The organism is Caulobacter sp. Root1455 (genome assembly GCF_001426905.1).
Taxonomy (GTDB): Bacteria; Pseudomonadota; Alphaproteobacteria; order Caulobacterales; family Caulobacteraceae; genus Caulobacter.
Map to the genome: position 1 here is coordinate 43,183 of NZ_LMFQ01000003.1, position 26,665 is coordinate 69,847.

22 protein-coding genes and 1 pseudogene are annotated in these 26,665 nt (G+C 68.7%); 14 read left to right on the forward strand and 9 right to left on the reverse strand.

The features are described 5' to 3' along the window. Positions 1-20: 20 nt before the first annotated feature. Positions 21-1,007 (reverse strand): 2-hydroxyacid dehydrogenase, encoded by a 987-nt coding sequence (locus tag ASD21_RS03630; RefSeq protein ID WP_056436953.1) that lies wholly within the window; start codon positions 1,005-1,007, stop codon positions 21-23. A gap of 57 nt (positions 1,008-1,064) precedes the next feature. Between ASD21_RS03630 and ASD21_RS03635 the strand changes: the two genes are divergently transcribed. From ASD21_RS03635 to ASD21_RS03650, 4 genes are all read left to right on the forward strand, one after another. Continuing rightward, positions 1,065-1,628 carry an SH3 domain-containing protein gene (locus tag ASD21_RS03635; protein ID WP_235523736.1) on the forward strand — a complete coding sequence of 188 codons (564 nt, stop codon included), beginning with the start codon at positions 1,065-1,067 and terminating at the stop codon, positions 1,626-1,628. Positions 1,629-1,731: 103 nt separating this feature from the next. After that, positions 1,732-2,247, forward strand: a complete 516-nt coding sequence (gene fabA, locus ASD21_RS03640) for a 3-hydroxyacyl-[acyl-carrier-protein] dehydratase FabA (protein ID WP_056436956.1) — start codon at positions 1,732-1,734, stop codon at positions 2,245-2,247. Between the two features lie 70 nt (positions 2,248-2,317). Further along, complete coding sequence (gene fabB, locus ASD21_RS03645; RefSeq protein WP_056437122.1) at positions 2,318-3,535, forward strand: beta-ketoacyl-ACP synthase I; 1,218 nt, start codon at positions 2,318-2,320, stop codon at positions 3,533-3,535. Positions 3,536-3,716: 181 nt separating this feature from the next. Continuing rightward, positions 3,717-4,532, forward strand: coding sequence for an enoyl-ACP reductase FabI (locus ASD21_RS03650; RefSeq protein WP_056436959.1), 816 nt, complete (start codon positions 3,717-3,719; stop codon positions 4,530-4,532). Positions 4,533-4,587: 55 nt separating this feature from the next. On the opposite strand, the gene ASD21_RS03655 is transcribed toward ASD21_RS03650, so the two are convergent. The 3 genes from ASD21_RS03655 to ASD21_RS03665 are packed head-to-tail and all read right to left on the reverse strand — an operon-like array spanning position 4,588 to position 7,957. Next, the gene (locus ASD21_RS03655; RefSeq protein ID WP_056436961.1) at positions 4,588-5,196 is read right to left on the reverse strand and encodes a TetR/AcrR family transcriptional regulator; all 609 of its coding nucleotides are present in this window, start codon (positions 5,194-5,196) and stop codon (positions 4,588-4,590) included. Between the two features lies 1 nt (position 5,197). Next, a complete protein-coding gene (locus ASD21_RS03660) occupies positions 5,198-6,817 on the reverse strand; it encodes a DHA2 family efflux MFS transporter permease subunit (RefSeq protein ID WP_056436964.1) in 1,620 nt (539 codons plus the stop codon). Between the two features lie 24 nt (positions 6,818-6,841). Continuing rightward, entirely contained in the window at positions 6,842-7,957 is a 1,116-nt protein-coding gene (locus tag ASD21_RS03665) for an HlyD family secretion protein (RefSeq protein ID WP_056436966.1), read from the reverse strand. A 288-nt stretch (positions 7,958-8,245) separates the two neighbouring features. On the opposite strand from ASD21_RS03665, the gene ASD21_RS24570 reads away from it, so the two are divergent. Next, positions 8,246-8,377 (forward strand): hypothetical protein, encoded by a 132-nt coding sequence (locus ASD21_RS24570; RefSeq protein WP_235523735.1) that lies wholly within the window; start codon positions 8,246-8,248, stop codon positions 8,375-8,377. Positions 8,378-8,423: 46 nt separating this feature from the next. On the opposite strand, the gene dut is transcribed toward ASD21_RS24570, so the two are convergent. Next, positions 8,424-8,882, reverse strand: coding sequence for a dUTP diphosphatase (dut, locus tag ASD21_RS03670; RefSeq protein WP_056436971.1), 459 nt, complete (start codon positions 8,880-8,882; stop codon positions 8,424-8,426). Continuing rightward, a complete protein-coding gene (gene coaBC / locus ASD21_RS03675; RefSeq protein ID WP_056436972.1) occupies positions 8,879-10,102 on the reverse strand; it encodes a bifunctional phosphopantothenoylcysteine decarboxylase/phosphopantothenate--cysteine ligase CoaBC in 1,224 nt (407 codons plus the stop codon). Before coaBC ends, dut begins: the two co-directional genes overlap by 4 nt. Positions 10,103-10,268: 166 nt before the next feature. Here coaBC and ASD21_RS03680 point away from each other — a divergent pair, with 166 nt between their 5' ends. Continuing rightward, on the forward strand, positions 10,269-10,856 hold the full coding sequence (locus ASD21_RS03680; RefSeq protein ID WP_056436973.1) for a hypothetical protein: 588 nt from the start codon (positions 10,269-10,271) through the stop codon (positions 10,854-10,856). A 298-nt stretch (positions 10,857-11,154) separates the two neighbouring features. Here the strand turns inward: ASD21_RS03680 and ubiB are convergent, their stop codons facing one another. Continuing rightward, complete coding sequence (gene ubiB, locus ASD21_RS03685; RefSeq protein WP_056436974.1) at positions 11,155-12,672, reverse strand: 2-polyprenylphenol 6-hydroxylase; 1,518 nt, start codon at positions 12,670-12,672, stop codon at positions 11,155-11,157. A 361-nt stretch (positions 12,673-13,033) separates the two neighbouring features. Between ubiB and ASD21_RS03690 the strand changes: the two genes are divergently transcribed. Then, positions 13,034-13,672: a glutathione S-transferase family protein gene (locus ASD21_RS03690; RefSeq protein ID WP_056436975.1), complete on the forward strand. Its 639-nt coding sequence runs from the start codon at positions 13,034-13,036 to the stop codon at positions 13,670-13,672. Positions 13,673-13,774: 102 nt separating this feature from the next. Here the strand turns inward: ASD21_RS03690 and ASD21_RS03695 are convergent, their stop codons facing one another. After that, complete coding sequence (locus ASD21_RS03695; protein ID WP_056436977.1) at positions 13,775-14,533, reverse strand: class I SAM-dependent methyltransferase; 759 nt, start codon at positions 14,531-14,533, stop codon at positions 13,775-13,777. 165 nt (positions 14,534-14,698) lie between these two features. Between ASD21_RS03695 and mutM the strand changes: the two genes are divergently transcribed. The 4 genes from mutM to dnaA all read left to right on the forward strand — a co-directional run bounded on the left by mutM (position 14,699) and on the right by dnaA (position 19,261). Further along, a complete protein-coding gene (gene mutM / locus ASD21_RS03700; protein ID WP_056436978.1) occupies positions 14,699-15,562 on the forward strand; it encodes a bifunctional DNA-formamidopyrimidine glycosylase/DNA-(apurinic or apyrimidinic site) lyase in 864 nt (287 codons plus the stop codon). A gap of 583 nt (positions 15,563-16,145) precedes the next feature. Continuing rightward, positions 16,146-16,934 carry an enoyl-CoA hydratase gene (locus ASD21_RS03705; protein WP_056436983.1) on the forward strand — a complete coding sequence of 263 codons (789 nt, stop codon included), beginning with the start codon at positions 16,146-16,148 and terminating at the stop codon, positions 16,932-16,934. A 150-nt stretch (positions 16,935-17,084) separates the two neighbouring features. Then, a complete protein-coding gene (gene rpsT / locus ASD21_RS03710; RefSeq protein WP_007664810.1) occupies positions 17,085-17,360 on the forward strand; it encodes a 30S ribosomal protein S20 in 276 nt (91 codons plus the stop codon). A 416-nt stretch (positions 17,361-17,776) separates the two neighbouring features. After that, positions 17,777-19,261, forward strand: coding sequence for a chromosomal replication initiator protein DnaA (gene dnaA, locus ASD21_RS03715; protein WP_056436984.1), 1,485 nt, complete (start codon positions 17,777-17,779; stop codon positions 19,259-19,261). A 193-nt stretch (positions 19,262-19,454) separates the two neighbouring features. Here the strand turns inward: dnaA and ASD21_RS03720 are convergent, their stop codons facing one another. Continuing rightward, a complete protein-coding gene (locus ASD21_RS03720) occupies positions 19,455-20,072 on the reverse strand; it encodes an alpha-ketoglutarate-dependent dioxygenase AlkB (protein ID WP_056436985.1) in 618 nt (205 codons plus the stop codon). A gap of 128 nt (positions 20,073-20,200) precedes the next feature. Between ASD21_RS03720 and ASD21_RS03725 the strand changes: the two genes are divergently transcribed. The 3 genes and pseudogenes from ASD21_RS03725 to dnaJ all read left to right on the forward strand — a co-directional run bounded on the left by ASD21_RS03725 (position 20,201) and on the right by dnaJ (position 26,400). After that, a complete protein-coding gene (locus ASD21_RS03725) occupies positions 20,201-22,813 on the forward strand; it encodes a M1 family metallopeptidase (RefSeq protein WP_235523734.1) in 2,613 nt (870 codons plus the stop codon). Between the two features lie 397 nt (positions 22,814-23,210). Continuing rightward, positions 23,211-25,109 (forward strand): annotated as a pseudogene (dnaK, locus tag ASD21_RS03730) (molecular chaperone DnaK); the annotation flags it as partial. Between the two features lie 139 nt (positions 25,110-25,248). Next, a complete protein-coding gene (gene dnaJ / locus ASD21_RS03735; RefSeq protein WP_056436988.1) occupies positions 25,249-26,400 on the forward strand; it encodes a molecular chaperone DnaJ in 1,152 nt (383 codons plus the stop codon). The last annotated feature ends 265 nt before the right edge of the window (positions 26,401-26,665 follow it).

Genomic DNA, 26,665 nt, shown 5'->3' on the forward strand with positions numbered 1-26,665 from the left:
CGCGCGGTCAAGCTTCGGGACTACAGCATCGACGGGATCACCCGGTCCGGGGGCCTGTGGCCGTCCATGAAGGTCTTCACGTTGACGATGACCTTCTCGCCCATGTCGATGCGGCCCTCGACCGTGGCCGAGCCCATGTGGGGCAGGAGCACGACATTGGGCAGCTTCAGGAGCTTGGGGTTGATGGCCGGCTCGTGCTCGTAGACGTCCAGGCCGGCGCCGGCGATCTCGCCGCGGGCCAGCATGTTGGCCAGGGCCCCTTCGTCGATCACCTCGCCGCGGGCGGTGTTGACGATGATGCTCTGGGGCCGCAGCAGCTTGAGCCGGCGGGCCGACAGCAGGTGGTAGGTGGCCGGGGTGTGCGGGCAGTTGACCGAGATGATGTCCATCCGGGCCAGCATCTGGTCCAGGCTCTCCCAGTAGGTGACGCCCAGTTCCTCGGCGATGCGCGGGCTGACCGGCTTGCGGTTGTGATAGTGCACCTGCATGCCGAACGCCTTGGCGCGGCGAGCCACGGCCTGGCCGATGCGGCCCATGCCGATGATGCCCAGGCGCTTGCCCCACAGGCGGCGGCCCAGCATCCAGGTCGGCGACCAGCCGTGGAAGCCGCCGGCCTTGACCACCTCGGCGCCTTCGACGACCCGGCGCGAGGCGGCCATGATCAGCGTCATGGTCAGGTCGGCGGTGTCCTCGGTCAGCACGCCGGGGGTGTTGGTGACGATGATGCCCCGGGCGTTGGCCGTGGCGACGTCGATATTGTCCACGCCCGCCCCGAAATTGGCGATCAGCTTGAGCCGGTCGCCGGATCGCGACAGAAGGCGGCTGTCGATGCGGTCGGTGATGGTGGGGACCAGCACGTCGGCCGAATTCATCGCCTCGACCAGTTCATCGGCCGTCAAGGGTTTGTCGGTGACGTTCAGCTGGGTGTCGAACAGCTCGCACATCCGCGTCTCCACCGGATCGGGCAGTTTGCGGGTGACGATGACTTTGAGCTTGCGAGCTGACATGAGCGGTTCGAAAAGCCTTCCCTGACGGGTGTTTGAAATCTGTAGCAAAGGGGCCCCATGCGGCCAAGCAACATGCCGACGAATTGCAAACATCATTCGCTCGGCGCCCCGATCTTCGCACGGAAGGGAGCCGTCGCCGCCTTCGGATGGGTCGTTCTCGCGGCGGGCGCCGCCTGGGCCCAGGGCCCCAAGGTCACGCCGTCGGGCATGGAGGTGCCGCGCTATGTGTCGCTGAAGTACGGCGAGGTGAACGCGCGCGTCGGGCCGGACGAGGCCCACCGGCTGCTGTGGATCTACAAGGTCAAGGGCCTGCCGGTGCAGGTGGTGGCCGAAACCCGCGAATGGCGCAGGATCTGCGACCCCGAGGGCAATCTGGCCTGGGTGCACAAGCGCACGATCGACGGCCGCCGCACCGCCATGCGGGTTCAGGCCACGCCGCTGCCGTTGCGGGCCCAGCCCAAGGCCGGGGCCCGCGTCACCGCCTATCTGGCCGGCCGCGCCACGGCCAATCTCGATCGTTGCGAAAGGGGCTGGTGCAAGTTGAAGGCCGGCGGCGAATCAGGCTGGGCGCCGCAAGGCGAGGTCTGGGGCGCGGCGCCTCAGGTCCAGTGCAAGGACTAGGGCCAGCAACAGGGCGTTTTCGCCCCGTTGCAGCGGTTGGCGTTCACGGGCGTTACCGAAAGTAACATTGAGGCGCGGCCCACCGCCGTGCTAGGGCGAGGCCATGCAACAAAGTTCCTACACCTACGACGAGCTCCTGGCCTGCGGCCGAGGCGAACTGTTCGGCCCCGGCAACGCCCAGCTGCCGGCGCCGCCGATGCTGATGTTCGATCGCATCGTCCGCATCGAGTCCGAAGGCGGCAAGTACGGCAAGGGCTATGTCGAGGCCGAGTTCGACATCAATCCGGACCTTTGGTTCTTCGCCTGCCACTTCATCGGCGACCCCGTCATGCCCGGCTGCCTGGGCCTGGACGCCCTGTGGCAGCTGGTCGGTTTCTTCCTGGGCTGGTCGGGCGGTCCCGGCCGCGGCCGCGCCCTGGGCGTGGGCGAAGTGAAATTCACCGGTCAGGTCACCCCTGACATCAAGAAGGTCGTCTACAAGATCGACCTGAAGCGCGTCATCATGCGCAAGCTGGTGATGGGCATTGGCGACGGCGTGCTGGAGGCCGACGGCAAGGTCATCTACGAAACCAAGGACCTGAAGGTCGGCCTGTTCACCGCCGAGCAGATGGCGTCTTGATCCCGCCGCAGGGTCGACCGCTCTAAGAGTCGACCCCTTCTGGATCAGGGGAAGAAAAAGAGGATTGTTCATGCGTCGCGTCGTCGTCACCGGACTGGGAATCGTCTCGTCCATCGGCAACAACGCCAATGAGGTGCTCACCTCACTGCGTGAAGCCAAGTCCGGCGTGGTCTCCGCGCCGGAATATGCGGAACTGGGTTTCCGCTGCCAGGTTCACGCCACGGTCAAGCTCGACTCGTGGGAAGCCCTGGTCGATCGCCGCGCGGCGCGCTTTCTCGCGCCCGGCACGGCCTACGCCCACATCGCCATGGAACAGGCGATCGCGGATTCCGGCTTGGAAGAGTCCGAGATCTCCAACGAGCGCACCGGCCTGATCGTCGGTTCGGGCGGCCCGTCCACGCGGGTGATCATCGAGGCGGCGGCCATCACTCGGGAAAAGGGCCCCAAGCGGATCGGTCCGTTCGCGGTGCCCAAGGCCATGAGCTCGGGCCCGTCGGCCGTGCTGTCGACCTGGTTCAAGATCCGCGGGATCAACTACTCGATCAGCTCGGCCTGCGCGACCAGCGCCCACTGCATCGGCGCGGCGGCCGAACAGATCCAGATGGGCAAGCAGGACATCGTCTTCGCCGGCGGCTGCGAAGAGCTGGACTGGAGCCTGTCCAACCTGTTCGACGCCATGGGCGCGATGAGCAGCAACTTCAACGATCGCCCGGCCGTGGCCAGCCGCGCCTACGACAAGGACCGCGACGGCTTCGTGATCGCCGGCGGCGCCGGCGTCGTGGTGCTCGAGGAATACGAGCACGCCAAGGCGCGCGGGGCCAAGATCTACGGCGAACTGGTCGGCTACGCGGCCAATTCGGACGGCTACGACATGGTCGCCCCGTCCGGCGAGGGCGCGGCGCGCTGCATGAAGATCGCCATGGCCGAGGCCGGCGGCCGGACCATCGACTATCTGAACCCGCACGGCACCTCCACGCCGGTCGGCGACAGCAAGGAGATGGGCGCTGTCCGCGACGTGTTCGGCGACAAGGCCCCACTGATCTCCTCGACCAAGTCGCTGACCGGCCACAGCCTGGGCGCGGCCGGGGCGCAGGAGGCGATCTATTCGATCCTGATGCTCGACAACGGCTTCGCCGCCAAGAGCGCCAACATCGAAAACCTCGATCCCGAGTTCGCCGACCTGCCGATCCTGCTGGAGCGCTCGGACAAGCCGCTGACGACGGTGATGTCCAACAGCTTCGGGTTCGGCGGCACCAACGGCACGCTGATCTTCACCAAGGCGGACTAGCCGGCGGGGCGGGCGGCTCGCGACATGGCCGCGCGCCAGCGCTGTCGCCGGACTTCGTGGACGCCCCCCGCGCCCTGGGCGACCTTCCGCCCGCCGGCTTCGACGTCGATCCTGTCTGGAGGGTTCCGCCGGAGTCTTCCTCCTGCTAGCTAGCGCTCAAGGATTCCAGGAGAGCCAAGCCATGGCCGACGAATACGCATTCCCCAAGGGCGAGCTGATGCGAGGCAAGAAAGGCCTCGTCATGGGCGTGGCCAATCACAACTCCATCGCCTGGGGCATCGCCTCGCAGCTCGCCGCCCAGGGCGCCGAGATGATCTTCACCTACCAGGGCGAGGCTCTCGAGCGCCGCGTGCGGCCGCTGGCCGAGAGCATCGGCGTCACCACCCTGGTCCCGGCCGACGTCACGGACGACGCCTCGATGGACGCGGCCTTCGCCGCCATCGAGGCCAAGTTCGGCACGATCGACTTTGTCGTCCACTCGGTGGCCTTCGCCAACAAGGACGAGTTGAAGGGCTCGTTCGTCGACAACACCACCCGTGACGGCTTCCTGCTGGCCATGAACATCTCGGCCTTCAGCTTCGTCGACGTCGCCAAGCGCGCGGCCAAGCTGATGCCGAACGGCGGCTCGCTGATCACCATGACCTATCTGGGGTCGGAGCGGACCATCCCGAACTACAACACCATGGGCGTGGCCAAGGCCGCCCTGGAGGCGGCGACCCGCTACATCGCCCGGGACCTGGGCCCCAAGGGCATCCGCTGCAACGCCATCTCGGCCGGCGCCATGCGCACCCTGGCCCTGGCCGGCATCGCCGGCGGCCGCGGCATGATCGCCCAGGGCCGGGCGTTCAGCGCCATGAAGGAGGACACTTCGATGGAAGGCGTCGCCGGCGCGGCGCTGTGGCTGGTCTCGGACCTGGGCCGCTCGACCACCGGCGAGGTGGTCCACGTCGACGCGGGCTTCCACATGATGGGCATGCCCGACGAGGTAGAGGCCTAGGGCCAGGCCGAAAGCGACAGGATGAAGGGCCTCGCCGCGCGGCGGGGCCCTTTTTCTATGGGGCGTAGGCCCGCATGAAGCGTTCGGCGGCCTCGCGCGCCAGGTTGTCGAACTCGGCCGGCGTCTTGTCGGCCGGCAGGCGGAGCAGGGCCCGCAACTGGCCGTGGCCCATGACCATGCCCGAGAAGAACTCGGCCGCCTGATCGAAGTTCTCGACCTTCAGGCGGCCGATCTTCGTCTCCATCTCCAGGAAGGCGGCCAGTTGGCGGCGCGCCTGTCGCGGGCCGGCCTCGAACACCTCCTGGGCCACGTCGGGCATCTCGCCCGCGCCCTGGATGATCACCCGCATCACCGAATGGCCCTTGGCGGCGGTCACGGCCTCCAGCATCGAGCGGGCATAGGCCTCCAGGGCCTCGCGCGGATTGTCGATCGCGCCCGGATCGCGCAGCGGGGCGGTGATCGCCGCCACGCGCCGCGCCATCAGCGCCCGGACCAGCTCGGCCTTGGAGCCGTAGTGATTGTAGACCGTCTGCTTGGAGACGCCCGCCCGCTTGGCGATGGCCTCCATCGGCGCGCCCAGGCCGCGCTGGCCGATCACCTCGACGGCGGCGTCGAGAATGGCCTCGGTCTTGGCGATGTCGATCTGGCCCGCGACTCTAGGCATGTCAGTGCGCGTCCGAAGGGGGAGGAGGGGCGTTCCTGGCCGGCTTGGCCAGCAGCGAGATGACGGCGGCGATGAAGCAGCCGTAGGCCAGCAGGGTGAAGCTGTCGCCGAAGGCCAGCACCGTGGCCTGCTGCTGCAGCATGCCGCCGATGGCCTTGCGGGTGGCGCCCTCGGGATCGGAAACGCCCAGCTGGGCCATCCGGGCCGCCAGGCCCTGCATCATGCCAGCGATCCGGGCGTCGCCCTGGCTGAGCTCGTCCGACAGGCCCATATAGTACAGCGCCGTCTGGTTGGTGATCGTGGTGGCCAGCAGGGCCAGGCCGATCGCCCCGCCGGTGTTGCGCGCCAGGTTCACCAGGCCCGAGGCGTTCTTGACCATGTGCGGCGGCAGGGTGCTCATCGTCACCTGCTGGGTGGCGATCATGGCGATCATCACGCCCACGCCCCGGCAGGCCTGGACCCCGGCGAACTCCCAGAAGCCCCAGTCCTTGGTCACGCCGTGGGCCATGTACATGCCGAAGCCCGCCAGCATGAAGCCGATGAACATCGGCACGCGCGGGTCCATCTGGCGCACCAGCCGGCCGGCGATCGGTCCGGTGGCGAACATCGACAGGCCCGAGACCACCATGGTGGTGCCGACCTCGGAGGCCGAATAGTGCCGCACCCGGCCCAGGAACTGCGGCAGCAGGAAGGTGCCGCCGAACAGGCTGGCCCCCGACACGGCCGTCATGGCCACGCCGATGCTGAAGTTGCGGTTGGCGAAGGCCCGCAGCTCGACGATCGGGTTGCGATAGCTCAGCGACCGCCAGACGAAGACCACGCCGGTGACCGCGGCGACGACGGCCAGGGCCAGGATGCCGCTGTCCTCGAACCAGCCGTCCTTGGAGCCTTCTTCCAGCACGAACTGCATGCTCATCAGGAAGACGGCCATGACCGCCAGGCCGAACCAGTCGAAGCCCTTGGCCAGGCTGGGATCGCCCTTGTCGAACTGGCCCCAGCGGGCGACGCCGAACAGCACGACGAGGCCGGTCGGCACGTTGATGAAGAACAGCCAGCGCCAGCTGAGCCACTCGGTCAGGTGGCCGCCCAGGGTGGGGCCGACCGTCGGCGCCAGGGTGACGATCAGGCCCATGATCACGCTGGCCGTCACGCGCCGCTCGGGCGGGAAGGCGGTGAACGCCACGGCGAACACCGTCGGGATCATCGCCCCGCCGATGAAGCCCTGCAGGGCCCGGGTGATGATCATCATGTCGATCGACGAGCTGAGGCCCGTCAGCACGCTCATGACGATGAAGCCGGTGCACGACATCAGATAGACGCGCTGCGTCCCCCACAGCCGCGACAGATAGCCCGACAGCGGGATCATCACGACCTCGGGGATCAGATAGGCGGTCTGGATCCAGCTGACCTGGTCGGCGCTGGCGCCCACCCCGGCCTGGATCTGCGGCAGCGAGGCCGCGACGATCTGGATGTCGAGAATGGCCATGAACTGGCCGATGACCATGGCCCCGAAACCGAGGAACAGCTTGCCCCAGTCGACCTCCGGCGCCGCCGCCGGCTTGCCGGCGGACTGAGGCGGGGCGGAGGGCGCTGAGTTGGCGGGGAGGGCGGCGTCGGTCATGGCGGCGATCCGGGTCGGAGCGCCTTAGCGCGCCTGGCCTCCCGCCTGACTTTTCTGGGCGTACTGGCCGGCGTCGGGCAGGCCGGCCTGGGCGAAGCTCGGGCCCGAGCGGTCGCGCACGTCGACCTTGACGTCGACCGACAGGCCGGGACGCAGGGCCGAGCCCAGCGCCGATTTCTCGACGACGATCTTCACCGGCAGCCGCTGGGTGATCTTGGTGAAGTTGCCCACGGCGTTCTCGACCGGGATCAGGGCGAACTCCTGGCCGGTGGCCGGGGCGAAGCTGTCCAGCTTGCCGTGGATCACCGACTTGCCGAAGGCGTCGGCCTTGATCTCGACCGGCTGGCCCACCCGCAGGCGGCTGACCTGGGTCTCCTTGAAATTGGCGACGATGTAGCCCTGGCCGACCGGCACGATCGACATCAGGGCCACGCCCGGCTGGACCAGCTGGCCAGGACGCACGGCGCGGGCCCCGACCACGCCGGCGGCGGGCGCGCGGATCACGGTGCGGTCCAGGTCGATGCGGGCCTGTTCGACCGCGGCGCGGGCGGCGGCGGCCTGGGCCACGGTCTGGGCGCGGGCCGAGCCGAGGGATTGAGCGGTGCGGCGTTCGGCTTCCAGGGCGGCCTGGGCGCTTTGGACGGCGGCGGCCGACTGGGCGGCGCCGGCCTGGGTGGTCTGGACCTTCTGGGCCGAGACCCAGCCCTGCTTGGCCAGGGCGTCGTAGCGGATCAGGTCGGCCTTGGCGCGGCCCTGGTCGGCCTGGGCGCTGGCGACGCCGGCGGCTCGCTGGGCGATCATCGCCTGTTCGAGGGCGGCCTTGTCGTCGACGCCCTTGATGGCGGCTTCCAGGGCCTGGGCGTTGGCGATGGCCTGGTCCAGCTTGGCCTGCAGCGGCGCGGGATCGATGCGGGCGACGACCTGGCCGGCCTCGACCCGCTGGTTGTCGGCCACCAGCACCTCGGCGACATAGCCGGAGACCTGCGGGCTGACCTGCACGGTGTCGGCCTGGACGAAGGCGTTGTCGGTGGTTTCGTAGCGCTGCTTGTCGACGAACCACAGACCGCCGCCGACGACCAGCGCCGTGGCGGCCACGCCGCCGACGATCAGGGGAACAAGCTTCTTCGACGCGGCGGCCATGGACTTAGAATCCTGAAACAATCCAGTGACCCGGGCGATATATCGGACCGTCGTCCCGGACAAGGGGATAAATGGACGCAACCGTCCAAAAATCAACCGGGACCGCGGCAAAAGATCGGCGCCGTCCGCCCCGCGCGCCCGGACATTGCTTGAGCGTGTTGTTCCCGGGGTTTCTCGTGGAGGGCGAATCACCCCTTAATCTTTTCGCGCCGGCGCAACCGGGGGAGCCGCGCGCGCGTATTTCCAGGTGCGGGCTGTTCGCTCCGCGCCGTCGCCCAGGAAGCGCCCATGAACGCCCCGATGAACGCCCGTAGCGGCCCGCTCTCGATGTTCCGCCCCGTCCTGTGGCTGGCGGCCGCCGCCTTCGCGGCCGGCTTCGGCGGCTATCTGATGATGTCGCCGGCCCTGCACGCGGGATGACGCGCGGCGGCTGGTCGCCGCCGCCCCTCACGCCTCGGGCCGGATCTCAGCGTCCGCCGGTCGAGCCGAAACCGCCCGCGCCGCGCGCCGTCTCGTCCAGGCTGGTCGTCAGGCCCCAAGAGGCCTGGACCACCGGCGCGATCACCAGCTGGGCGATGCGGTCGCCCCGGCGGATCGTGAAATCCTCCTCGCCCAGATTGATCAGGATCACCTTCACCTCGCCGCGATAGTCGCTGTCGATGGTGCCGGGGGTGTTCAGGCAGGTGACGCCGGCCTTGGCGGCCAGGCCCGAGCGCGGCCGCACCTGGGCCTCGAAGCCCAGCGGCACGGCGAAGGCCAGGCCGGTGGGGACCATGAAGCGCGAGCCCGGCTTCAGCACCAGGGGCGCGTCCTCGGCCACCGCCGCCCGCAGGTCCATGCCGGCCGCGCCGTTGGTTTCGTAGGCGGGCAGGGGCAGGCCCTCGGCATGGGCCAGTTGGACGACGGGGATGTGCGGGGTGGTCATGAAAGGCTCTCGGCTATGCGTTGGGCGAGGTCGTGGGCCACGGAGTCCTTGGCGGCCCGCGTCCAGCGTTCGGTCTTGTCCTTGGAGATCAGCAGGACGGCGTTCTCGTCGCCGCCCATCACGCCGGGCTCGGTGACGTCGTTGGCGATGATCCAGTCGCAGCCCTTGCGCGCCAGCTTGGCGCGGGCATGGGCCTCGACGTCGTTGGTCTCGGCCGCGAAGCCGATCACCAGTTTCGGCCGCTTCGGCCCGGAGGCCGACAGCGTGGCCAGGATGTCCGGGTTCTCGACGAAGGTCAGGGCCGGCGGGCCGCCCTTGTCCTTCTTCAGCTTGACGCCGAACACCTCGTCGATGCGCCAGTCGGCGACGGCGGCCACGAACACGCCGACGTCGGCGGGCAGGGCGGCCTGGCAGGCGGCCAGCATGTCGCGGGCGGTCTCGACGTCGACGCGGTCGACGCCCGGCGGGGTCGGCAGGGACACGGGACCGCTGACCAGGGTCACCCGCGCGCCCAGCCTGGCCAGGGCGCCGGCGATCGCGTAGCCCTGCCGGCCGCTGGAGCGGTTGGTGATGCCGCGCACCGGGTCGATCGGCTCGAAGGTCGGGCCGGCGGTGACCAGGGCGTGCTTCCCGGCCAGCGGGCCCCCTTTTTGGGAACGGGCGGCGGGACCTTCCAAAGCGGCCATGATCGCCTCGAAGATCACCGGCGGCTCGGCCAGGCGGCCCGGGCCGAACTCGCCGCAGGCCATCGCCCCCTCGTCGGGCCCGACGAACAGCACGCCGTCGGCCTTCAGGGTCGCCAGGTTGCGCTGGGTCGCCGGATGCAGCCACATCCGCACGTTCATGGCCGGGGCCATCAGCACGGGTTTGTCGGTCGCCAACAAGGTGGTGGACGCCAGGTCGCCGGCCAGGCCGTTGGCCGCCTTGGCGATCAGGTCGGCGGTCGCCGGGGCCACCACCACCAGGTCGGCCGAGCGCGACAGTTCGATATGGCCCATCTCGGCCTCGTCGGTCAGCGAGAACAGGTCGCTATAGACCTTGTCTTCCGAGAGGGCGGCAAGCGAGAGGGCGGTGACGAACTCGGCGCCCGACTTGGTCAGGATCGGCCGCACGCCGACACCGGCCTTGCGCAGCAGCCGCGTCAGCTCCAGCGCCTTGTAGGCGGCGATGCCGCCGCCGACGATCAGAAGAACTCGGCCAAGGGGAGTGGAGTCGGTCATGTGTCGGCCTCCGGCGCGTCTCGCCCCCGAGGGGGCGTCATCAGGCGCATAGAGCGACGCGACGTCCAGCGTAAGCCCCCTCGCGCAAAAACCTTAACAGGGACTCGACATGCGTTCCGTCTTCGTTCTTAATCGTCAAAGTAGAGGAAAAGCTCGGAGATCGATCATGACGGTACGGCGTGCGTCCTGGCTTTCCGCCCTGGCGGTTGTCGGCCTGACCCTGAGCGTCGCGGCCTGCGACGGCGGGGCCTCCGCGGTGAAGGCGCCCAAGGCGGGCGATGTCGCCTCGGCGGTCCAGCCGGCTTCGGACCGCGAGGCCCAATCCTTCAATGGGGGGGCTTATGACAGCGCGCCGGCGTCCCGGCCCGATCCGCGCGACGCGCCGGTCCGCAAGGTGGCGGGCAAGCCGATGTGGGCGGCCAACCGCACGCGGACGGCCGAGGAGAACGCCCAGCGGGGTTTCGAGCGCTATGGCGCGGATTTCGCCGCCGCCGACGTCGACGACTATGTCCGCAAGACCCACGCCTTCGTCGGTCATCCGCCGGCTGGAGCGGAGACCCTGACGCGCGCCAACGGCGACACCCTGATCTACGACCCCAGGGACAACGTCTTCGCGGTGGTCACCAAGGCGGGCGCGCCGCGCACGATGTTCAAGCCCGACGACGGCGCGGCCTATTGGGCGACCCAGAAGGCGGGCCAGGGCCGACGGACCACCGCGTCTCGAGATCGGACGCCCGGCGCCGGCGACAGCTAGATCATCGTTCGAGCGCGCCTTGGGGGAGGCGCCGAAGGCAAGACGAACGGCCCCACCGCGTCTTTCCTTCGTTTCCCGGTTGGCCTGGCGGGCGACCGGGACCCTGGGGCGGCGACCACGCCGCCCCAGGGCGAGCTTGGTAAAGGTCTGAGCACCTCACCGAAACCCTCTCCCATGGGGAGAGGGAGGGGCCCGCGCGAAGCGTGGGAGGGTGAGGGGGTAAAATGTCCGACGGCGCGCCGGCAGGGCGCTCGCGAGCGTGCGGCGTAAGCCTAGGGCAAGAGTGTGAACCCCGCCCCTAGACCAGCCACGCCCCCGCGGCGAAGGCCAAGGCCGCCACCGCCGCGCCGGCCAGGAACCACAGCAGCGGCTGGGCGGGCCGCCGCTCGACGACGGCGACCGGGACGGGCGGCGCCTCGGCCAGTCGGGCCAGGGCGCGGATCGCCCGCACGGCCTCGTCGGTGAACTCGCGGACCTTGGCGGCCGGCGACAGTTCGCGGGCGATCCAGCGGCGCACCACCGGATCGGCGGCGGCCCACAGGTCGTGGGTCGGGTCGATGCGGCGGGCCACGCCCTCGACCGTGACCATGGTTTTCTGCAGCAGCACCAGTTCCGGCCGCAGGGCCATGTCGAACAGGGCGGTGATCTCGAACAGCTGGGCCAGCAGCCGGCCCATCGAGACGTCGCTGGCGTCGCGGCCGAACACCGGCTCGCCCACCGCCCGCAGGGCCTGGGCGAAGGCGTCGCGGTCCTGGTGGGCGGGCACGTAGCCGGCGTCGAAATGGACCGCCGCCACGCGCGGATAGTCGCGATTGAGGAAGCCGTACAGGATCTCGGCCAGGTACTTGCGCTCGGCCGGACCCAGGCGGCCCAGGATGCCGTAGTCGACCGCGACGATCGAGGCCCCCCCTCCCTGAATTGGGGCGCCGACGAACAGATTGCCCTCGTGCAGGTCGGCGTGGAACAGGCCGTGGTCCAGGGCCTGGGCCAGGAAGCCGCGAGTCACCGCCTCGGCCAGGGCCTTGCGGTCCAGGCCCGGCTGTTCGAGGGCGGCCGGGTCCGACAGGGCCAGGCCCGACGCCCAAGTCAGGGTCAGGAACCGCTTGCCGACCCCGTCCCACACCACGTCGGGCGCGCGCATATAGGGGTCGAGCTTCATGGCCTCGCCCAGTTCGGCGCAGCCGGCGGCCTCGAACCGCAGGTCCAGCTCCAGGTCCAACGCCCGGATCACCACCTCGACGAACTGGCGCGGCCGCAGGCGGCGGGCGGCGGGAACAAGCCGCTCGGCCAGGTCGGCGGCCAGGCGCAGGGCGGCGCTGTCGCGCGTCACCTGCCGCTCGATTCCCGGCCGCAGGACCTTCACGGCCACGCGGGTCCCGTCCAGCAAGGTGGCCGAATGGGCCTGGGCCAGGGAGGCCGCGGCGATCGAGGCCTCGAAGCTGGCGTAGAGCGTGTCCAGCGGCCGGCCCAGGCCGCGCGCGACCTCGGCCTTGGCGACCTCCAGCGGGAAGGCCGGCAGGCGATCCTTCAGGTGCGACAGGTCCTCGGCGAACTGGGTCCCGAAGATGTCGGCCCGGGTCGACAGGAACTGGCCCATCTTGATGGCCGCCGGACCCTCGCGCTCCAGCACCCGCGCCAGGCGCTCGCCCGGCCGGCCCTGGCGCGCGGCCCCGCCGGCGAACAGCCGCAAGGCGCGCCCCGCCCACAGCGCCGAAGGCGGCAGGACGGGCTCGACCTCGCGTGGGATCAGCGCGTCGGCCCGGACCAGGGCCCAGCCGGCGGCGATCAGGCGCGGGAACGCGGCGATCCGGCTCATGCGGCGAGGATCTCGATCGACGGACGGCGGGCGGCTGGGAAAAAGCTCATGTCCCGGCCTGAAAGCCCGCTCCGCGCGCTCCGGTCAAGGCCGCTTTCACCGGCGACCCGCCGCGAGCCACGAAAAGCGGCGCGGGACACTCCTTCCCAGGGAGAAATCCAGGAGAAGCAAGTCCGCTTTCGACCCATGGGGGACCTTTTGGACGCTGGCGCCTTGAGCGGGCCGCGGACGACGCTCGGAAGCGTCTACGTCAAGGTCGCGCCGGGCCTCACCGCCCGCCTTGTAACCGTCGCCGCAGTCATCACACTCCGAGATGGCGCGACCTTGATCCGCATGGCGCCGGAGCGTCGAGAACCTCGAAATGATCACGATATACGGCCGCGAAAGTTCCTCCAGCGTCCAACTTGTCATGTGGGCGGTGAATGAACTGGGTCTTGCCCACGAACGCCTGGACTATGGACACGGGCACGCCTCGACCAAGACCGGCGAGTACCTCGCCATGAATCCCATGGGACGGGTGCCTGTCCTGGTGGACGGTCCGGTTTGCATGTTCGAGAGCGCTGCAATTTTGCGCTATCTCGGCGCCGCCTATGGCGGTGGAGCGTTCTGGCCGAGCGATCCGGCCGTCAGAGGTCCGCTCGATACGTGGGCGGAATGGGCCAAGAACACGTTTACCGAGGCGGTCCTCGAGATCTTCGTCTACGACGTGCGTCTTCCGCCCGACTCCCGGGATCCAAGCATCCTTGAACGGGCCGCGCGGCGCCTGGAGCCTCTGGCGCGCATGCTCGCCGATCGCATCGGCGGCGGACCGTGGATCGCCGGCGAGGCCTTTACGTTCGCCGACATTGCCTGCGGCCACATCCTGCATCGCTACTTCACGCTCGACTGGGACCGCCCGGACCTACCGGCCCTTTTCGACTACTATCAACGCCTGCAAGGCCGGCCGGCCTACCGCCGTCACGCGATGATTTCGTACGAGTCCCTGAGGGGGTCTTACTGAGCGCGTCGAGGTCGAGATAGCCCGAGCCCAGTCAACCGGCGACGGGGGACGCAAGCGTCCGGCGCCGACCTGGCGTGGACATCGCGAAGGCGCCGTCGCCCCCTACAGCGCCCAGCCCTGGTGCATCGCCGCGACGCCGCCGGTGAAGTTGGTGATCGTCACCCGCTTGAAGCCGGCGTTCTCCATCATCCCCGCGAAGGTCTTCTGGTCGGGGAAGCGGCGGATGCTCTCGACCAGGTACTGATAGGCGTCGCGATCCTTGGCCAGCCACTCGCCGAACTGCGGGATCAGCTTGAAGGAGTAGGCGTCATAGGCCTTGGCCAGGGCCTCGGTCACCGGCTTGGAGAACTCCAGGCAGATGAACCGGCCGCCGGGCTTCAGCACCCGCCGCGCCTCGCGCAGGGCCGCGTCGATGTCGGTGACGTTGCGGATGCCGAACGAGATCACATAGGCGTCGGCATAGGCGTCGGGCAGCGGCAAGCGTTGAGCGTCGCCGACCGTCCAGGTGATCTCGGGCGCGCCGCCCTTCTCGATCCCCGCGCCGATCATCTCGGCGTTGTAGTCGATGATGTTGATCAGGGCGTCGGGACCGCCGCGCCGCTCCTGGGCCGCCCGGGTCATCTTGGCGAAGCGGCGGGCCATGTCGCCGGTGCCGCCGGCGCAGTCGATGATGATCTCGCCCGGCTGCGGGTTCAGGCGCGCGGCGACCGCGTCCTTCCAGAGCCGGTGCACCCCGCCGCTCATCACGTCGTTCATCAGGTCGTAGTTCTTGGCGACCCGGTCGAACACGCCGCGCACCAGGCCGGCCTTGGCCGAGGCGTCGACGTCCTTGAATCCGAAGGTGGCGGAGGCCTTGGTCATGTCATTGCTCGAATTTGGCGCTCGAAATCGTCCGGGGCCAGCCCGCGGTGGTTGGGCTCTTATAACCGCCCGCGCTTGTCCGTCACCGGTTTTGCGCAGGCCGCCCTAGGAACCGCGCGCGCGATGACCGATATCTGGCCCCTCACGCCCTAGTCGAGGTTCCCCTTGCCCGAACTGCCCGAAGTCGAGACCGTGCGCCGCGGCCTGGAGCCGGTGCTGAGCGGCGCGCGCCTGGCCCGCGTGCGCGCCAACCGTCCCGACCTGCGCTTTCCCCTGCCCGACGGCTTCGTCCAGCGGCTGACCGGGGCCAGGATTCTGGCGCTGGACCGCCGGGCCAAATACCTGCTGGCCCCGCTGGATCGTGGCGACACCCTGGTGATGCATCTGGGCATGACCGGGCGTTTCGAGATCGCCGCCCCGGAAGGTTCGATCCGCCCCGGCGACTTCGCCCGCGAGGTCACGCCCGACGACAAGCACGCCCATGTGATCTTCGAGACCGAGGCGGGCGCGGTGGTCACCTATCATGACCCCCGCCGCTTCGGCTTCATGGACCTGATCGCCACCGACCGCGTCGACCGCCACCCCTGGTTCGCGACCATGGGCCCCGAGCCCTTGGGCGAGGGCTTCGACGCCAAGACCCTGGTCGCCGCCTTCAACGGCCGCAAGCAGGGCCCCAAGACCTTGCTGCTGGACCAGAAGACCGTCGCCGGCCTGGGCAATATCTATGTGTGCGAGGCCCTGCACCGGGCCCATATCTCGCCGTTCAAACCGGCGGGGATGATCGCCGGCAAGCGGCTGGGGCCGCTGACCACGGCGATCAAGGACGTGCTGGCCGAGGCCGTCGAGGTGGGCGGCTCGTCCCTGAAGGACTTCGCGGCGGCCGACGGGGCCCTGGGCTATTTCCAGCACCGCTTCCGGGTCTACGACCGCGAGGGCCAGCCCTGCCCCACGCCCGGCTGCAAGGGCGTGATCGCCCGCGAGGTCCAGGCGGGACGGTCGACGTTCTTCTGCCCGGTGTGCCAGGTGTAGGGCGCCGTCGACGCCCCGCGGCCTGTCTCTAACACTGGTCATCCTCGGACTTGTTCCGAGGACCCCGCGTTCGGCCGAGTTGTCGGTTCATTGGCGGGCGGCCCCCCCGGCCTCCGCGGCGGGGGCAGGGGTCCTCGGAACAAGTCCGAGGATGACGGACGGAGAAGCGGTTGAAAGACCGCCCGCGGCGGCGAGGCCGCGCCTTGAAACCTTGGCTGCCAGCGTGCTCTGGGGTCTGACCGAGTCAAGGACCGCCTCTGGCGGCCGCGTCGCGGCGGCGCGACGCGCCGTCCTTGACTCGGTCAGACCCCAGAGCTCCGATCCACCAAGGCTTTAAGGCGTGGCCGCATCCGGGGCGGATGGGGGCTTGCGCCTAGCGGACGTTTCAGATGTCCGAGATGGGTGGATGTCGGACCTTGAGAACCCTCTCTCTAAGAGAGAGGGTTTTGGTGGGCGCGACCCAATGTCCGCTACGGGTCGAAAGCCGACTCCGCCAACCCGACGATCATCCACTGCGAGACCCAGGGACTCCCCAACGCCGCCGCGCCCTCTATAAAGGCGGCGCTCAACAGGAGACCCGTCGATGGCCGCGTACCAGACCCTGATCGTCGAGACCCCGGAGGCCGCGCCCGGCGTGGCTCTGATCCGCCTGAACCGGCCCGAGGCCCTGAACGCGCTGAACACCGCCCTGCTGGCCGAGCTGGCCCAGGCCCTGGCGGCGGCCCAGGCCGACGACGCGGTCGGCTGCATCGTCATCACCGGCTCGGCCAAGGCCTTCGCGGCCGGGGCCGACATCAAGGAGATGTCGGACAAGTCCTACGCCCAGATGTTCAAGGACGACTTCTTCGCCGCCGGGGCCCGGGCCATCGAGGGCACCCGCAAGCCGATCATCGCCGCGGTGGCCGGCTACGCCCTGGGCGGCGGCTGCGAGCTGGCGATGATGTGCGACTTCATCCTGGCCGCCGACACGGCCAAGTTCGGCCAGCCCGAGATCAATCTCGGCGTCGCCCCCGGCATCGGCGGCACCCAGCGCCTGACGCGCTTGGTCGGCAAGTCCAAGGCCATGGACATGATCCTGACCGGCCGGATGATGGACGCCCAGGAGGCCGAGCGGTCCGGGCTGGTGTCGCGGATCTTCCCGGCCGACAGCCTGGTCGACCAGGCCCTGGCCGTGGCCGCCAAGATCGCCGCCCAGTCGCCGCTGGCCACGGCGATGAACAAGGAGCTGGTCAACGCCGCCTATGAGACCACGCTGAGCACGGGCGTGCAGCTGGAACGGCGCCTGTTCCACTCGCTGTTCGCCTTCGACGACCAGAAGGAAGGCATGGCCGCCTTCGTCGAGAAGCGCAAACCGGCGTTCAAGGGGTCGTGAACGTCCGTTTGACAAGGACGTGAGATGGCAGGCGAGATTCTGGCCCGTCTGTGGATTGACCCCGGGCGGCCGTTCCCGTATATCCGCGCGCTCTTGATTTCTCCTGCTTCGCGGCCGCCCGCGCGGCTGTCCGTTTGAAGGTCCGAACTAATGGCCAATAATCCCGGCGCCAAGAAAGCGATCCGCAAGATCGCTCGCCGCACCGAAGTGAACACCGCTCGCCGCTCGCGCGTGCGCACCTTCCTGCGCAAGTTTGAAGACGCCCTGGCCGCCGGCGACGCCGCCGTCGCCAAGGCCGCTTTCATCGAAGCGCAATCGGAACTGATGCGCGCCGTCTCCAAGGGCGTCGTCCACCCCAACACCGGCTCGCGCAAGGTTTCGCGCCTGGCGGCTCGCCTGAAGAAGCTTGATCAGGCCGCTGCCTAATCCAGATTCTCGCCGAACGCTGTTCGGTTAGCGAAATCAAAGACTTAGGAAAGCCGATCGAGGAAACTCGGTCGGCTTTTTCTGTTGCCCTTTTTCAAACTGAAGATTGTCCACGGGACATTCCGCTGGGTGAACGCGGGGCTCCGAAATAGCATTCCCTTGGCGGGCGAGGACGTCTGTCGAGTCAACAGAAATATCCGCCGACGGACGCAAGTTTTCCGTTTGACCGGCGGAGGCCGCTGGCTAGTTTAAGCGTCTCAACGCTCTTCCAGTCCATGGAGATCACTGGCGGCGGCCGAACCCTTGCGTTCGCCGATCAACCCCCTGTGTCTGCTGGGCAACGAGGCTTGAGGCACGGTCGTACGCCATGGGGGGCGGCGATCGGGGACATACGACATATACCGAGGCGGTGACCGATGACGATCAAGGGCGGGGTAGTGAGCCAGGAGTTTTCGGCTGCGTTTTCGACGGTCGCCTGCGAACCCGCGGGCGTCGTCTGGGGCAAGGTGTGTCTGGTTTTGAAACGCGAGTTGGGCGACGCGGCTTTCGGCTCGTGGATCGCGCCCGCCGCGCTGCGTGAAGGCCAGGCTGGTGATGTGGTGGTGGTGACGCCGACCGGGATCGCGCGCGACTGGATTCGCCGCAGCGCCTGGCGCCGGGTCAGCGAGCTGTGGGCCGCCAACGATCCCACCTCGCGCCGGTTGGATCTCAAGTCGCGTCTGGAATTCGAGGCCGCCCACGGCGCTTCGGGCGGCTCCGCCGCGGCCGGCTACGAAGCCAAGGCCGAGCCGATCGAGATCGTGCTGCCGGTGTCCAGCGACAGTCCGGCCCTGGCCCCGACCAACGGCGCCAAGCCTTCTCCCGTCCAAGGTTTGCAGGAACGCTTCACGTTCGACACCTTCGTGCCGGGTCCGGCCAACGAATTCGCCCACGCCGTGGCGCGCCGCGTGGCCAGCTGGGCCGACGGCCACTTCAATCCGGTGCTGTTCCACGGCCCCTACGGCTTCGGCAAGACCCACCTGCTCAACGCCCTGGCCTGGGAGGCCATGCGCCAGGCCCCGACCAAGCGGGTGGTCTATCTGACCGCCGAGCGCTTCCTGTCGACCTTCGTGCGGGCGGTGATGGATCGCCAGACCGCGGCCTTCAAGGAAGAGCTGCGCGGCGCCGACCTGCTGATCATCGACGACGTGCACTTCATCGCCGGCAAGCAGTCGAGCCAGGAAGAGCTGTTCCACACCCTGACCGCCCTGGTCGAGGACGGCCGCCGGGTGGTGTTCTCCTCGGACCGCGCCCCGGCGGCGATGACCGAGATGGACGCCCGCCTGCGGTCGCACCTGTCGGCGGGCCTGGTCTGCGGCCTGGAGCCGGCCGACCGCGCCCTGCGCCTGGGCATCCTGGACCGCAAGCTGCAGGCGCTGTCGCGCCAGCACGGCTTCGAGCCGACGATGCGCCCCGAGGTGCTGAACTTCCTGGCCGACCGCTTCACCGACAGCGTCCGCGAGCTGGAAGGCGCGCTCAACACCCTGTCGGCCCGGGCCGGCGAAGGCGTCTCGCGCCTGACCCTGGACGAGGTCCAGGCGATCCTGCGTCCGCACCTGCGGGCCGGCGAGAAGCGCATCACCATCGACGACATCCAGAAGGCCACGTCCGAGCACTACGGCATGAAGCAGGTCGACCTGCTCAGCGAGCGCCGCAACCGCGCCATCGCCCGTCCGCGTCAGGCGGCCATGTGGCTGGCCAAGCAGCTGACCACCCGTTCGCTGCCCGACATCGGCCGGCGGTTCGGCGGCCGCGACCACACCACGGTCCTGCACGCCGTGCGCCGCATCGAGGCGCTGCGCGCCGAGGACCCGGTGCTGAGCCAGGACCTGGAGACCATCACCCGCAAGCTGCGCGGGTAAGGGTTTCGAGGTTCGAGACGATCAAGGGCCGTCCCGATGGGGCGGCCCTTTTTCGTTAGGCCCTCCCCCTGTGGGGGAGGTGTCGGCGAGGTCGACGGTGGGGGGAGTCGTCGGAAGACGACCGCGCTCAAGATCGAGCGGCCCAATACTCCCCCCACCGGCCTTCGGCCGCCTCCCCCACAGGGGGAGGACCTTAGGCCACGGACGCCCTTCTCAGCGTGATGTTGATCCGCCCTCCTCCCGGCACCAGCCCGGACGAGCCCGGCAGGATCCGGTCCACCCCGTGGAACGCCAGCCGCGCCGGCCCCGACAGGCGGCAGACGTCGCCGGACGACAGCTTCAGCGAGCGGGTCGGGTCCTTGCGGGAGGTCCCGCCGATCCGGAAGACCGCGGTGTCGCCCAGCGAGACCGACAGCACCGGAAAGCGCGGATCGGCCTCGTCGCGGTCCTGGTGCAGGCCCATGCGGGCGTCGCCGCGATAGAGATTGATCAGGGCGGCGTCCGGCGGCGTCTCCGGATCGCCCAGGTCCGCCCAGAGATCGAGCAGGGCCTGGGGCATGTCCGGCCAGGGCGCGCCGGTGCCCGGATGGCGGTCGGCATAGCGATAGCCGGTCTTGTCGCTGGTCCAGCCCAGCGGGCCGAAGCTGGTCATGGCCACGCTCATCGCCTTGCCGTAGGCGGTCTCGTAATTCGCCGGCGGCGCGGTCTCGAACGCGGCCAGGGTCAGGCGCGTCAAATCGTTCTGGGCCTTGAGGTCCAGCAATCCGGGCCATAGGTCGAAACCCGGCAGAACACTGATCGGTTTAATCATTACGGAGATTTAATGCGCCAGATGCGCCAGGACAGTGTTGGTTTGCGCTCGTCGGGCCCGCGGGCCGAATAAATTTTGCAAATCCAGGGCCGTTCATGCGTCGACTCCTCTCTTCCGCGGCTGCCGCCGTGCTCGTTTTCGCCGCCGGATCCGCCCTGGCCGCGCCCGCCGCGCCCAAGCCCGCCGCGATCACCGCCGCCAACGTCACGACCCAGCTGCCGCGCGGCGTGGTTCCGACCCACTATGATCTGGCCTTCACGCCCGACGCCGACAAGCTGACCTTCACCGCCTCGGTGAAGATCGCCGTCGAGGTCGCCGCCCCGACCAACACCATCACCCTGCAGGCCGCCGACCTGACCTTCGCCAAGGCCGAGATGGCCGGCGTGGGGGCGGCCAAGGTCACCGTCGACGCCGAGGCCCAGACCGCCACCTTCACCTTCGACAAGCCGGTCGCCAAGGGCGCCCACGTGCTGTCGATCGACTACAGCGGCAAGATCTACAAGCAGGCCGCCGGTCTGTTCGCGCTGGACTACGACACCGACCAGGGCAAGAAGCGCGCGCTCTACACCCAGTTCGAGAATTCCGACGCCCGCCGCTTCATCCCCTCGTGGGACGAGCCGTTCTTCAAGGCCACCTACGACGTCCAGGTCACCGTTCCGACCGGCCAGATGGCCATCGGCAACATGCCGGTCGCCAAGACCGAGGACCTGGGCGGCGGCAAGTCGAAGGTGACCTTCGCCACCTCGCCGAAGATGTCGACCTATCTGCTGTTCTTCGGCGTCGGCGAGTTCGACCGCGCCACCGCCAAGGTCGGCGGCGTCGAGATGGGCGTGATCACCAAGAAGGGCGACCTGGCCAAGGCCGACTTCGCCCTGAAGTCCTCCGGTCCGATCCTGGAGTGGTACAACGACTACTTCGGCGCCCCCTACCCGCTGCCGAAGCTGGATCACATCGCCGCCCCGGGCCAGAGCCAGTTCTTCAGCGCCATGGAGAACTGGGGCGCGATCTTCTACTTCGAGTACGCCCTGCTGGATGATCCGGCGATCTCGACCCAGGCCGACCGCCAGAACATCTACACCACCGTGGCCCACGAAATGGCCCACCAGTGGTTCGGCGACCTGGTCACCATGTCGTGGTGGGACGATCTGTGGCTCAACGAAGGGTTCGCGTCCTGGATGGAGGGCCGGGCCACCGAGCACTTCCACCCCGAGTGGAACACCCAGCTGAGCGCGATCGGCGGCCGCGAATACGCCATGGGCCTGGACTCGCTGTCGACCACCCATCCGGTCGTCCAGCACGTCGAGACCGTCGACCAGGCCAGCCAGGCCTTCGACGCCATCACCTACCAGAAGGGCGAGGCGGTCATCCGCATGCTCGAGGCCTATGTCGGGCCCGACGCCTGGCGTGACGGGGTGCGCCGCTACATCAAGGCCAACGCCCACGGCAACACCCAGACCGACGACCTGTGGCGGGAAGTCGAGGCCGCCGCCGGCAAGCCGATCACCGCCATCGCCCACGACTTCACCCTGCAGCCGGGCATCCCGCTGATCACGGTCGAGACCGGCGCCTGCGCGGCCGGCAAGACCCCGGTCACCCTGACCCAGGGCGAATACAGCCGCGACAAGCCGACCAAGACCCCCCTGGCCTGGCGCGTGCCGGTCTCGGCCCAGGTCGCCGGCTCCAGCAGCGTCGCCAAGACCTTGGTCGAGGGCGGCAAGGGCGCGCTCAGCGTCGACGGCTGCGGTCCGGTGATCGTCAACGCCGGCCAGGCCGGCTATTTCCGCACCCTCTACACGCCCAAGGCGTTCGCCGGCGTCTCGGCCAGCTTCGCCAAGCTGCCGGCCATCGACCAGCTGGGCGTGATCTCCGACGCCTGGGCCCTGGGCCTGAACGGCCAGCAGGCGGTCACCGACGGCCTGGACCTGGCCATGGCCACCCCCGCCGACGCCGACCCTCAGGTCTGGGGCAAGGTCGCGGGCGTGCTGACCGGCGTCAACAGCATGTACGAAAGCGCGCCGGCCGACCGCGCCGCCTTCCGCAAGCTGGCGATCGCCCGCCTGTCGCCGGCGTTCGCGAAGATCGGCTGGACGGCCAAGCCGGGCGAGGCCGGACCGGTCGCCACCCTGCGCTCGACCCTGATCATCTCGCTGGGCGCCCTGGGCGATCCGGCGGTGGTCGCCGAGGCCAAGCGCCGCTACGCCGCCGACAAGACCGACCCGACCGCCGTGCCCGGCCCGCTGCGCAAGGCCATCCTGGCCACCGTGGCCCGCAACGCCGACGCCGCGACCTGGGACATGCTGCATGAGCAGGCCAAGGCCGAGAAGACCCCGCTGATCCGCGACCAGATCTACACCCAGCTGGCCTCGGCCGAGAACGACGCCCTGGCCGCCAAGGCCCTGGCGCTGGCCCTGACCGACGAGCCGGGCGAGACCCTGTCGGCCAACATGATCTCGCGGGTCGCGATCCTGCATCCCGACATGGCCTTCGACTTCGCCGTCGCCCACAAGGACGCGGTGAACGCCAAGGTCGACGCGGCCTCCGCCACCAAGTTCATTCCCGGGCTGGCGAGGAATTCGGCCGATCCGGCGATGATCGACAAGGTCACCGCCTACGCCGCCGCCAACCTGCCGGCCGGTTCGCGCGGCGAGGCCGAAAAGTCGGTGGCCTCGATCACCGACCGCATCAAGACCCGCAAGACGGCTCTGCCGCCGATCACCGCCTGGGTCGCCAAGCAGGGCTGAGGCCCGGAAAACGCCGGGGCGAAGCCTGCCCCGAATCCGCTCGAAAAGCGGATTCAACGAACGCCAGGTGAGGCTTTCGGGTCGCTTCCGGCGTCTATCTGACGAAGGGGCCGCGCTTTTTCGAGCGCGGTCTATTTCGTCGCACGTGACGATTCCCCTTCATTCCATGCGGGATTGGGCTTGCAGGCTGGCGCCTATCCCCCATATCGGGCATCGAAGCGGGGTTGACGGGCTCGTCAACTTCGATTGAACGAACGCTTTCCGCTTGAACATCGTTTGAGCGGCGAGATTTTGGATAAACCGTTAGAACGCGACCAGACGGGGACGGCTTGAGAAAAACCGGGGCGCTTGCCTTAAGGCCCTTGTCACCGCCGTCCGCCATTCAGGAGCTGCAGGTCAAATGAGCAAGATTATCGGTATCGACCTTGGCACCACGAATTCGTGCGTGGCCATCATGGACGGCAAGACCCCGAAGGTGATCGAGAACGCCGAGGGCGCTCGCACCACCCCGTCGGTGGTCGCCTTTCTCGAGGACGGCGAGCGCCTTGTCGGCCAACCCGCCAAGCGCCAGGCGGTCACCAACCCGACCAACACCCTTTTCGCGATCAAGCGTCTGATCGGCCGTAACTTCGCCGATCCGGTCGTGGCCAAGGACAAGGCCATGGTCCCCTACGAGATCGTCAAGGGTCCGACCGGCGACGCCTGGGTCAAGGCCCACGGCAAGGACTACAGCCCGCAGGAAGTGTCCGCCTTCATCCTGCAGAAGATGAAGGAAGCGGCCGAAACCCACCTGGGCGAGACCGTCACCAAGGCCGTGATCACCGTTCCGGCCTATTTCAACGACGCCCAGCGTCAGGCCACCAAGGACGCCGGCAAGATCGCCGGCCTCGAGGTCCTGCGCATCATCAACGAGCCGACCGCGGCCGCCCTGGCCTACGGCCTGGAAAAGAACGAAGGCAAGAAGATCGCCGTCTACGACCTCGGCGGCGGCACCTTCGACGTCTCGGTCCTGGAGATCGGCGACGGCGTCTTCGAGGTGAAGTCGACCAACGGCGACACCTTCCTGGGCGGCGAGGACTTCGACCTGCGGATCGTCGACTACCTGGCCGACGAGTTCAAGAAGGAGCAGGGCGTCGACCTGCGCAAGGACAAGCTGGCCCTGCAGCGTCTGCGCGAAGAGGCCGAGAAGGCCAAGAAGGAGCTGTCCTCGACGGCTCAGTACGAAGTGAACCTGCCCTTCATCTCGATGAACGCGTCGGGCCCGCTGCACCTGAACATCAAGCTGTCGCGCTCCAAGCTCGAAGCCCTGGTGGAAGACCTGATCGCCCGCACCATCGGTCCGTGCGAACAGGCCCTCAAGGACGCCGGCCTGAAGAAGAGCGACATCGACGAAGTGATCCTGGTCGGCGGCATGAGCCGCATGCCCAAGGTCCAGCAAGCCGTGCAGGACTTCTTCGGCCGCGAACCCCACAAGGGCGTGAACCCCGATGAAGTCGTCGCCCTGGGCGCCGCCGTCCAGGCTGGCGTCCTGCAAGGCGACGTCAAGGACGTGCTGCTGCTGGACGTGACCCCGCTGACCCTAGGGATTGAAACCCTCGGCGGCGTGTTCACCCCGCTTATCGAGCGCAACACCACCATCCCGACCAAGCGCTCGCAGACCTTCTCGACCGCCGACGACAACCAGTCGGCCGTGACGATCCGCGCCTTCCAGGGCGAGCGTCCGATGGCCGTCGACAACAAGTTCCTGGGTCAGTTCGACCTGCAGGGCATTCCGCCGGCGCCGCGCGGCGTGCCGCAGATCGAGGTCACCTTCGACATCGACGCCAACGGCATCGTCAACGTCCACGCCAAGGACAAGGCGACCAACAAGGAGCACTCGATCCGCATCCAGGCCAACGGCGGCCTCTCGGACGCGGACATCGAGCGCATGGTCAAGGAAGCCGAGGCCAACAAGGCTTCGGACGAGAAGAAGAAGGCGCTGGTCGAGGCCAAGAACCAGGGCGAGGCGATCATCCACTCGACCGAGAAAGCCCTGGCCGAGCACGGCGACAAGGTCGGCGCGGCCGAGAAGACCGCGATCGAGACCGGCCTGACCGATCTGAAGTCGGCGCTGGAAGGCGAGGACGTCGAGGCCATCCAGGCCAAGACCCAGGCCCTGATCCAGGCGTCGATGAAGCTCGGCGAAGCGATGTACAGCGCCCAGCAGGGCGCTGAAGGCGGCGACGAAGCCGCCGCCGATGACGGCGTCGTCGACGCCGAATTCGAGGAAGTCGACGACTCCAAGCCGTCGGCGTGACCATGGGTCGCGGGGCGAAGCTCTTAACCGCGGTTTCGCCCGCCCTACCTTTGGGGAACAAGGCTCCCGTCCGCCGCTTGCGGCCGGGCGGGAGCGCTCCCACCTCTCTTTTCATCATGGCTAGTGATCGACCCTGACGATGCGCGACTATTACGAAGTCCTGGGCGTGGCCCGTGGCTGCGATGACGCCGCCCTCAAGGCCGCCTTCCGCAAGATGGCGATGGAGCATCATCCGGACCGCAACGGCGGCTGCGAGAACGCTTCCTCGCGGTTCAAGGAAATCAACGAAGCCTATTCGGTGCTGTCCGACGCCCAGAAGCGCGCGGCCTACGACCGCTTCGGCCATGCCGGGGTGAACGGCGCGCAGGGCGGACCGGGCGGCTTCGGCGGCGCCGACGCCAGCGACATCTTCAACGACGTCTTTGGCGACGTGTTTGGCGAGATGTTCGGCGGCGGCCGTCGCCAGTCGAACGGTCCCCAGCGCGGCCAGGATCTGCGCTACGACTTGGAGATCACCCTGGAGCAGGCCTATGCCGGCGCCGAGGTCGAGATCAAGGTTCCCGCCGCCATCACGTGCGAGGTCTGCGACGGCTCGGGCGCCAAGCCCGGCACCAGCCCGACGGTCTGCGGCACCTGCGGCGGCGCCGGCCGCGTGCGGGCCACCCAAGGCTTCTTCGCGGTCGAGCGCGCCTGCCCCCGCTGCAGCGGCTCGGGCCGCCTGGTGCTGGACCCCTGCACCAGCTGCCACGGCCATGGCCAGGTGCGCCGCGAGCGCGTGCTGTCGGTGCGCGTCCCCGCCGGCGTCGATGACGGCGCCCGCATCCGCCTGGCCGGCGAAGGCGACGCCGGAGCCCGCGGCGGCCCGCGCGGCGACCTCTACCTGTTCCTGTCGGTGATCCCGCACGAGCTGTTCGAGCGCGACGGACTGGACCTGCTGTGCACCGTGCCGGTGCCGATGACCGTGGCCGCCCTGGGCGGCGAGATCGACGCCCCCTGCCTGCTGGGCGGCGAGGCCTGCGATGGCAACTGCAAGATCGCGGTCAAGGTCCCGGAAGGCTCGCAGACCGGCAAGACCGTCCGTCTGAAGGGCCGCGGCATGCCGTCCCTGCGCAGCCGCCAGCGCGGCGACCTGGTGGTCGAGCTGTTCGTCGAAACCCCGACCCACCTCTCGACGCGGCAAAAGGAGCTCCTGACCGAGCTGGCCGGGCTGTGCGGCGAGAAACAGAACCCCAAGTCCGCCAACTTCGTCGGCAAGGCCAAGCGCTTCTGGGAAGAAGTGACCGGCAGCTGAGGGCGTTCCGCATCGCGATACGAGAGGGGCCCGGAGCGCAAGCGCCGGGCCCTTCGTCGTTTTCGGCCAATTTCACTGTCATCCCGGACAAGCGCGCAGCGCGCCGATCCGGGACCGCCGGAAGCGCCTGCGCTCAGGCGTCGGTCCCGGGTCTTCGCTTCGCCGCGCCCGGGATGACAACCCCATTTGAATCCGTCGAGTGGAGTGAATTATTTGCAGATTTTGCAGGTTATTCCCGCTGCGGCGCGGCAGATGCCCCTTAACG

Coding starts and splice junctions, on each gene's coding strand:
- ASD21_RS03630 (WP_056436953.1), bottom strand. CDS start 1,007: ATGTCAGCTCGCAAGCTCAAAGTCATCGTCACCCGCAAACTGCCCGAT.
- ASD21_RS03635 (WP_235523736.1), top strand. CDS start 1,065: ATGCGGCCAAGCAACATGCCGACGAATTGCAAACATCATTCGCTCGGC.
- fabA (WP_056436956.1), top strand. CDS start 1,732: ATGCAACAAAGTTCCTACACCTACGACGAGCTCCTGGCCTGCGGCCGA.
- fabB (WP_056437122.1), top strand. CDS start 2,318: ATGCGTCGCGTCGTCGTCACCGGACTGGGAATCGTCTCGTCCATCGGC.
- ASD21_RS03650 (WP_056436959.1), top strand. CDS start 3,717: ATGGCCGACGAATACGCATTCCCCAAGGGCGAGCTGATGCGAGGCAAG.
- ASD21_RS03655 (WP_056436961.1), bottom strand. CDS start 5,196: ATGCCTAGAGTCGCGGGCCAGATCGACATCGCCAAGACCGAGGCCATT.
- ASD21_RS03660 (WP_056436964.1), bottom strand. CDS start 6,817: ATGACCGACGCCGCCCTCCCCGCCAACTCAGCGCCCTCCGCCCCGCCT.
- ASD21_RS03665 (WP_056436966.1), bottom strand. CDS start 7,957: ATGGCCGCCGCGTCGAAGAAGCTTGTTCCCCTGATCGTCGGCGGCGTG.
- ASD21_RS24570 (WP_235523735.1), top strand. CDS start 8,246: ATGAACGCCCCGATGAACGCCCGTAGCGGCCCGCTCTCGATGTTCCGC.
- dut (WP_056436971.1), bottom strand. CDS start 8,882: ATGACCACCCCGCACATCCCCGTCGTCCAACTGGCCCATGCCGAGGGC.
- coaBC (WP_056436972.1), bottom strand. CDS start 10,102: ATGACCGACTCCACTCCCCTTGGCCGAGTTCTTCTGATCGTCGGCGGC.
- ASD21_RS03680 (WP_056436973.1), top strand. CDS start 10,269: ATGACGGTACGGCGTGCGTCCTGGCTTTCCGCCCTGGCGGTTGTCGGC.
- ubiB (WP_056436974.1), bottom strand. CDS start 12,672: ATGAGCCGGATCGCCGCGTTCCCGCGCCTGATCGCCGCCGGCTGGGCC.
- ASD21_RS03690 (WP_056436975.1), top strand. CDS start 13,034: ATGATCACGATATACGGCCGCGAAAGTTCCTCCAGCGTCCAACTTGTC.
- ASD21_RS03695 (WP_056436977.1), bottom strand. CDS start 14,533: ATGACCAAGGCCTCCGCCACCTTCGGATTCAAGGACGTCGACGCCTCG.
- ASD21_RS03705 (WP_056436983.1), top strand. CDS start 16,146: ATGGCCGCGTACCAGACCCTGATCGTCGAGACCCCGGAGGCCGCGCCC.
- rpsT (WP_007664810.1), top strand. CDS start 17,085: ATGGCCAATAATCCCGGCGCCAAGAAAGCGATCCGCAAGATCGCTCGC.
- dnaA (WP_056436984.1), top strand. CDS start 17,777: ATGACGATCAAGGGCGGGGTAGTGAGCCAGGAGTTTTCGGCTGCGTTT.
- ASD21_RS03720 (WP_056436985.1), bottom strand. CDS start 20,072: ATGATTAAACCGATCAGTGTTCTGCCGGGTTTCGACCTATGGCCCGGA.
- dnaJ (WP_056436988.1), top strand. CDS start 25,249: ATGCGCGACTATTACGAAGTCCTGGGCGTGGCCCGTGGCTGCGATGAC.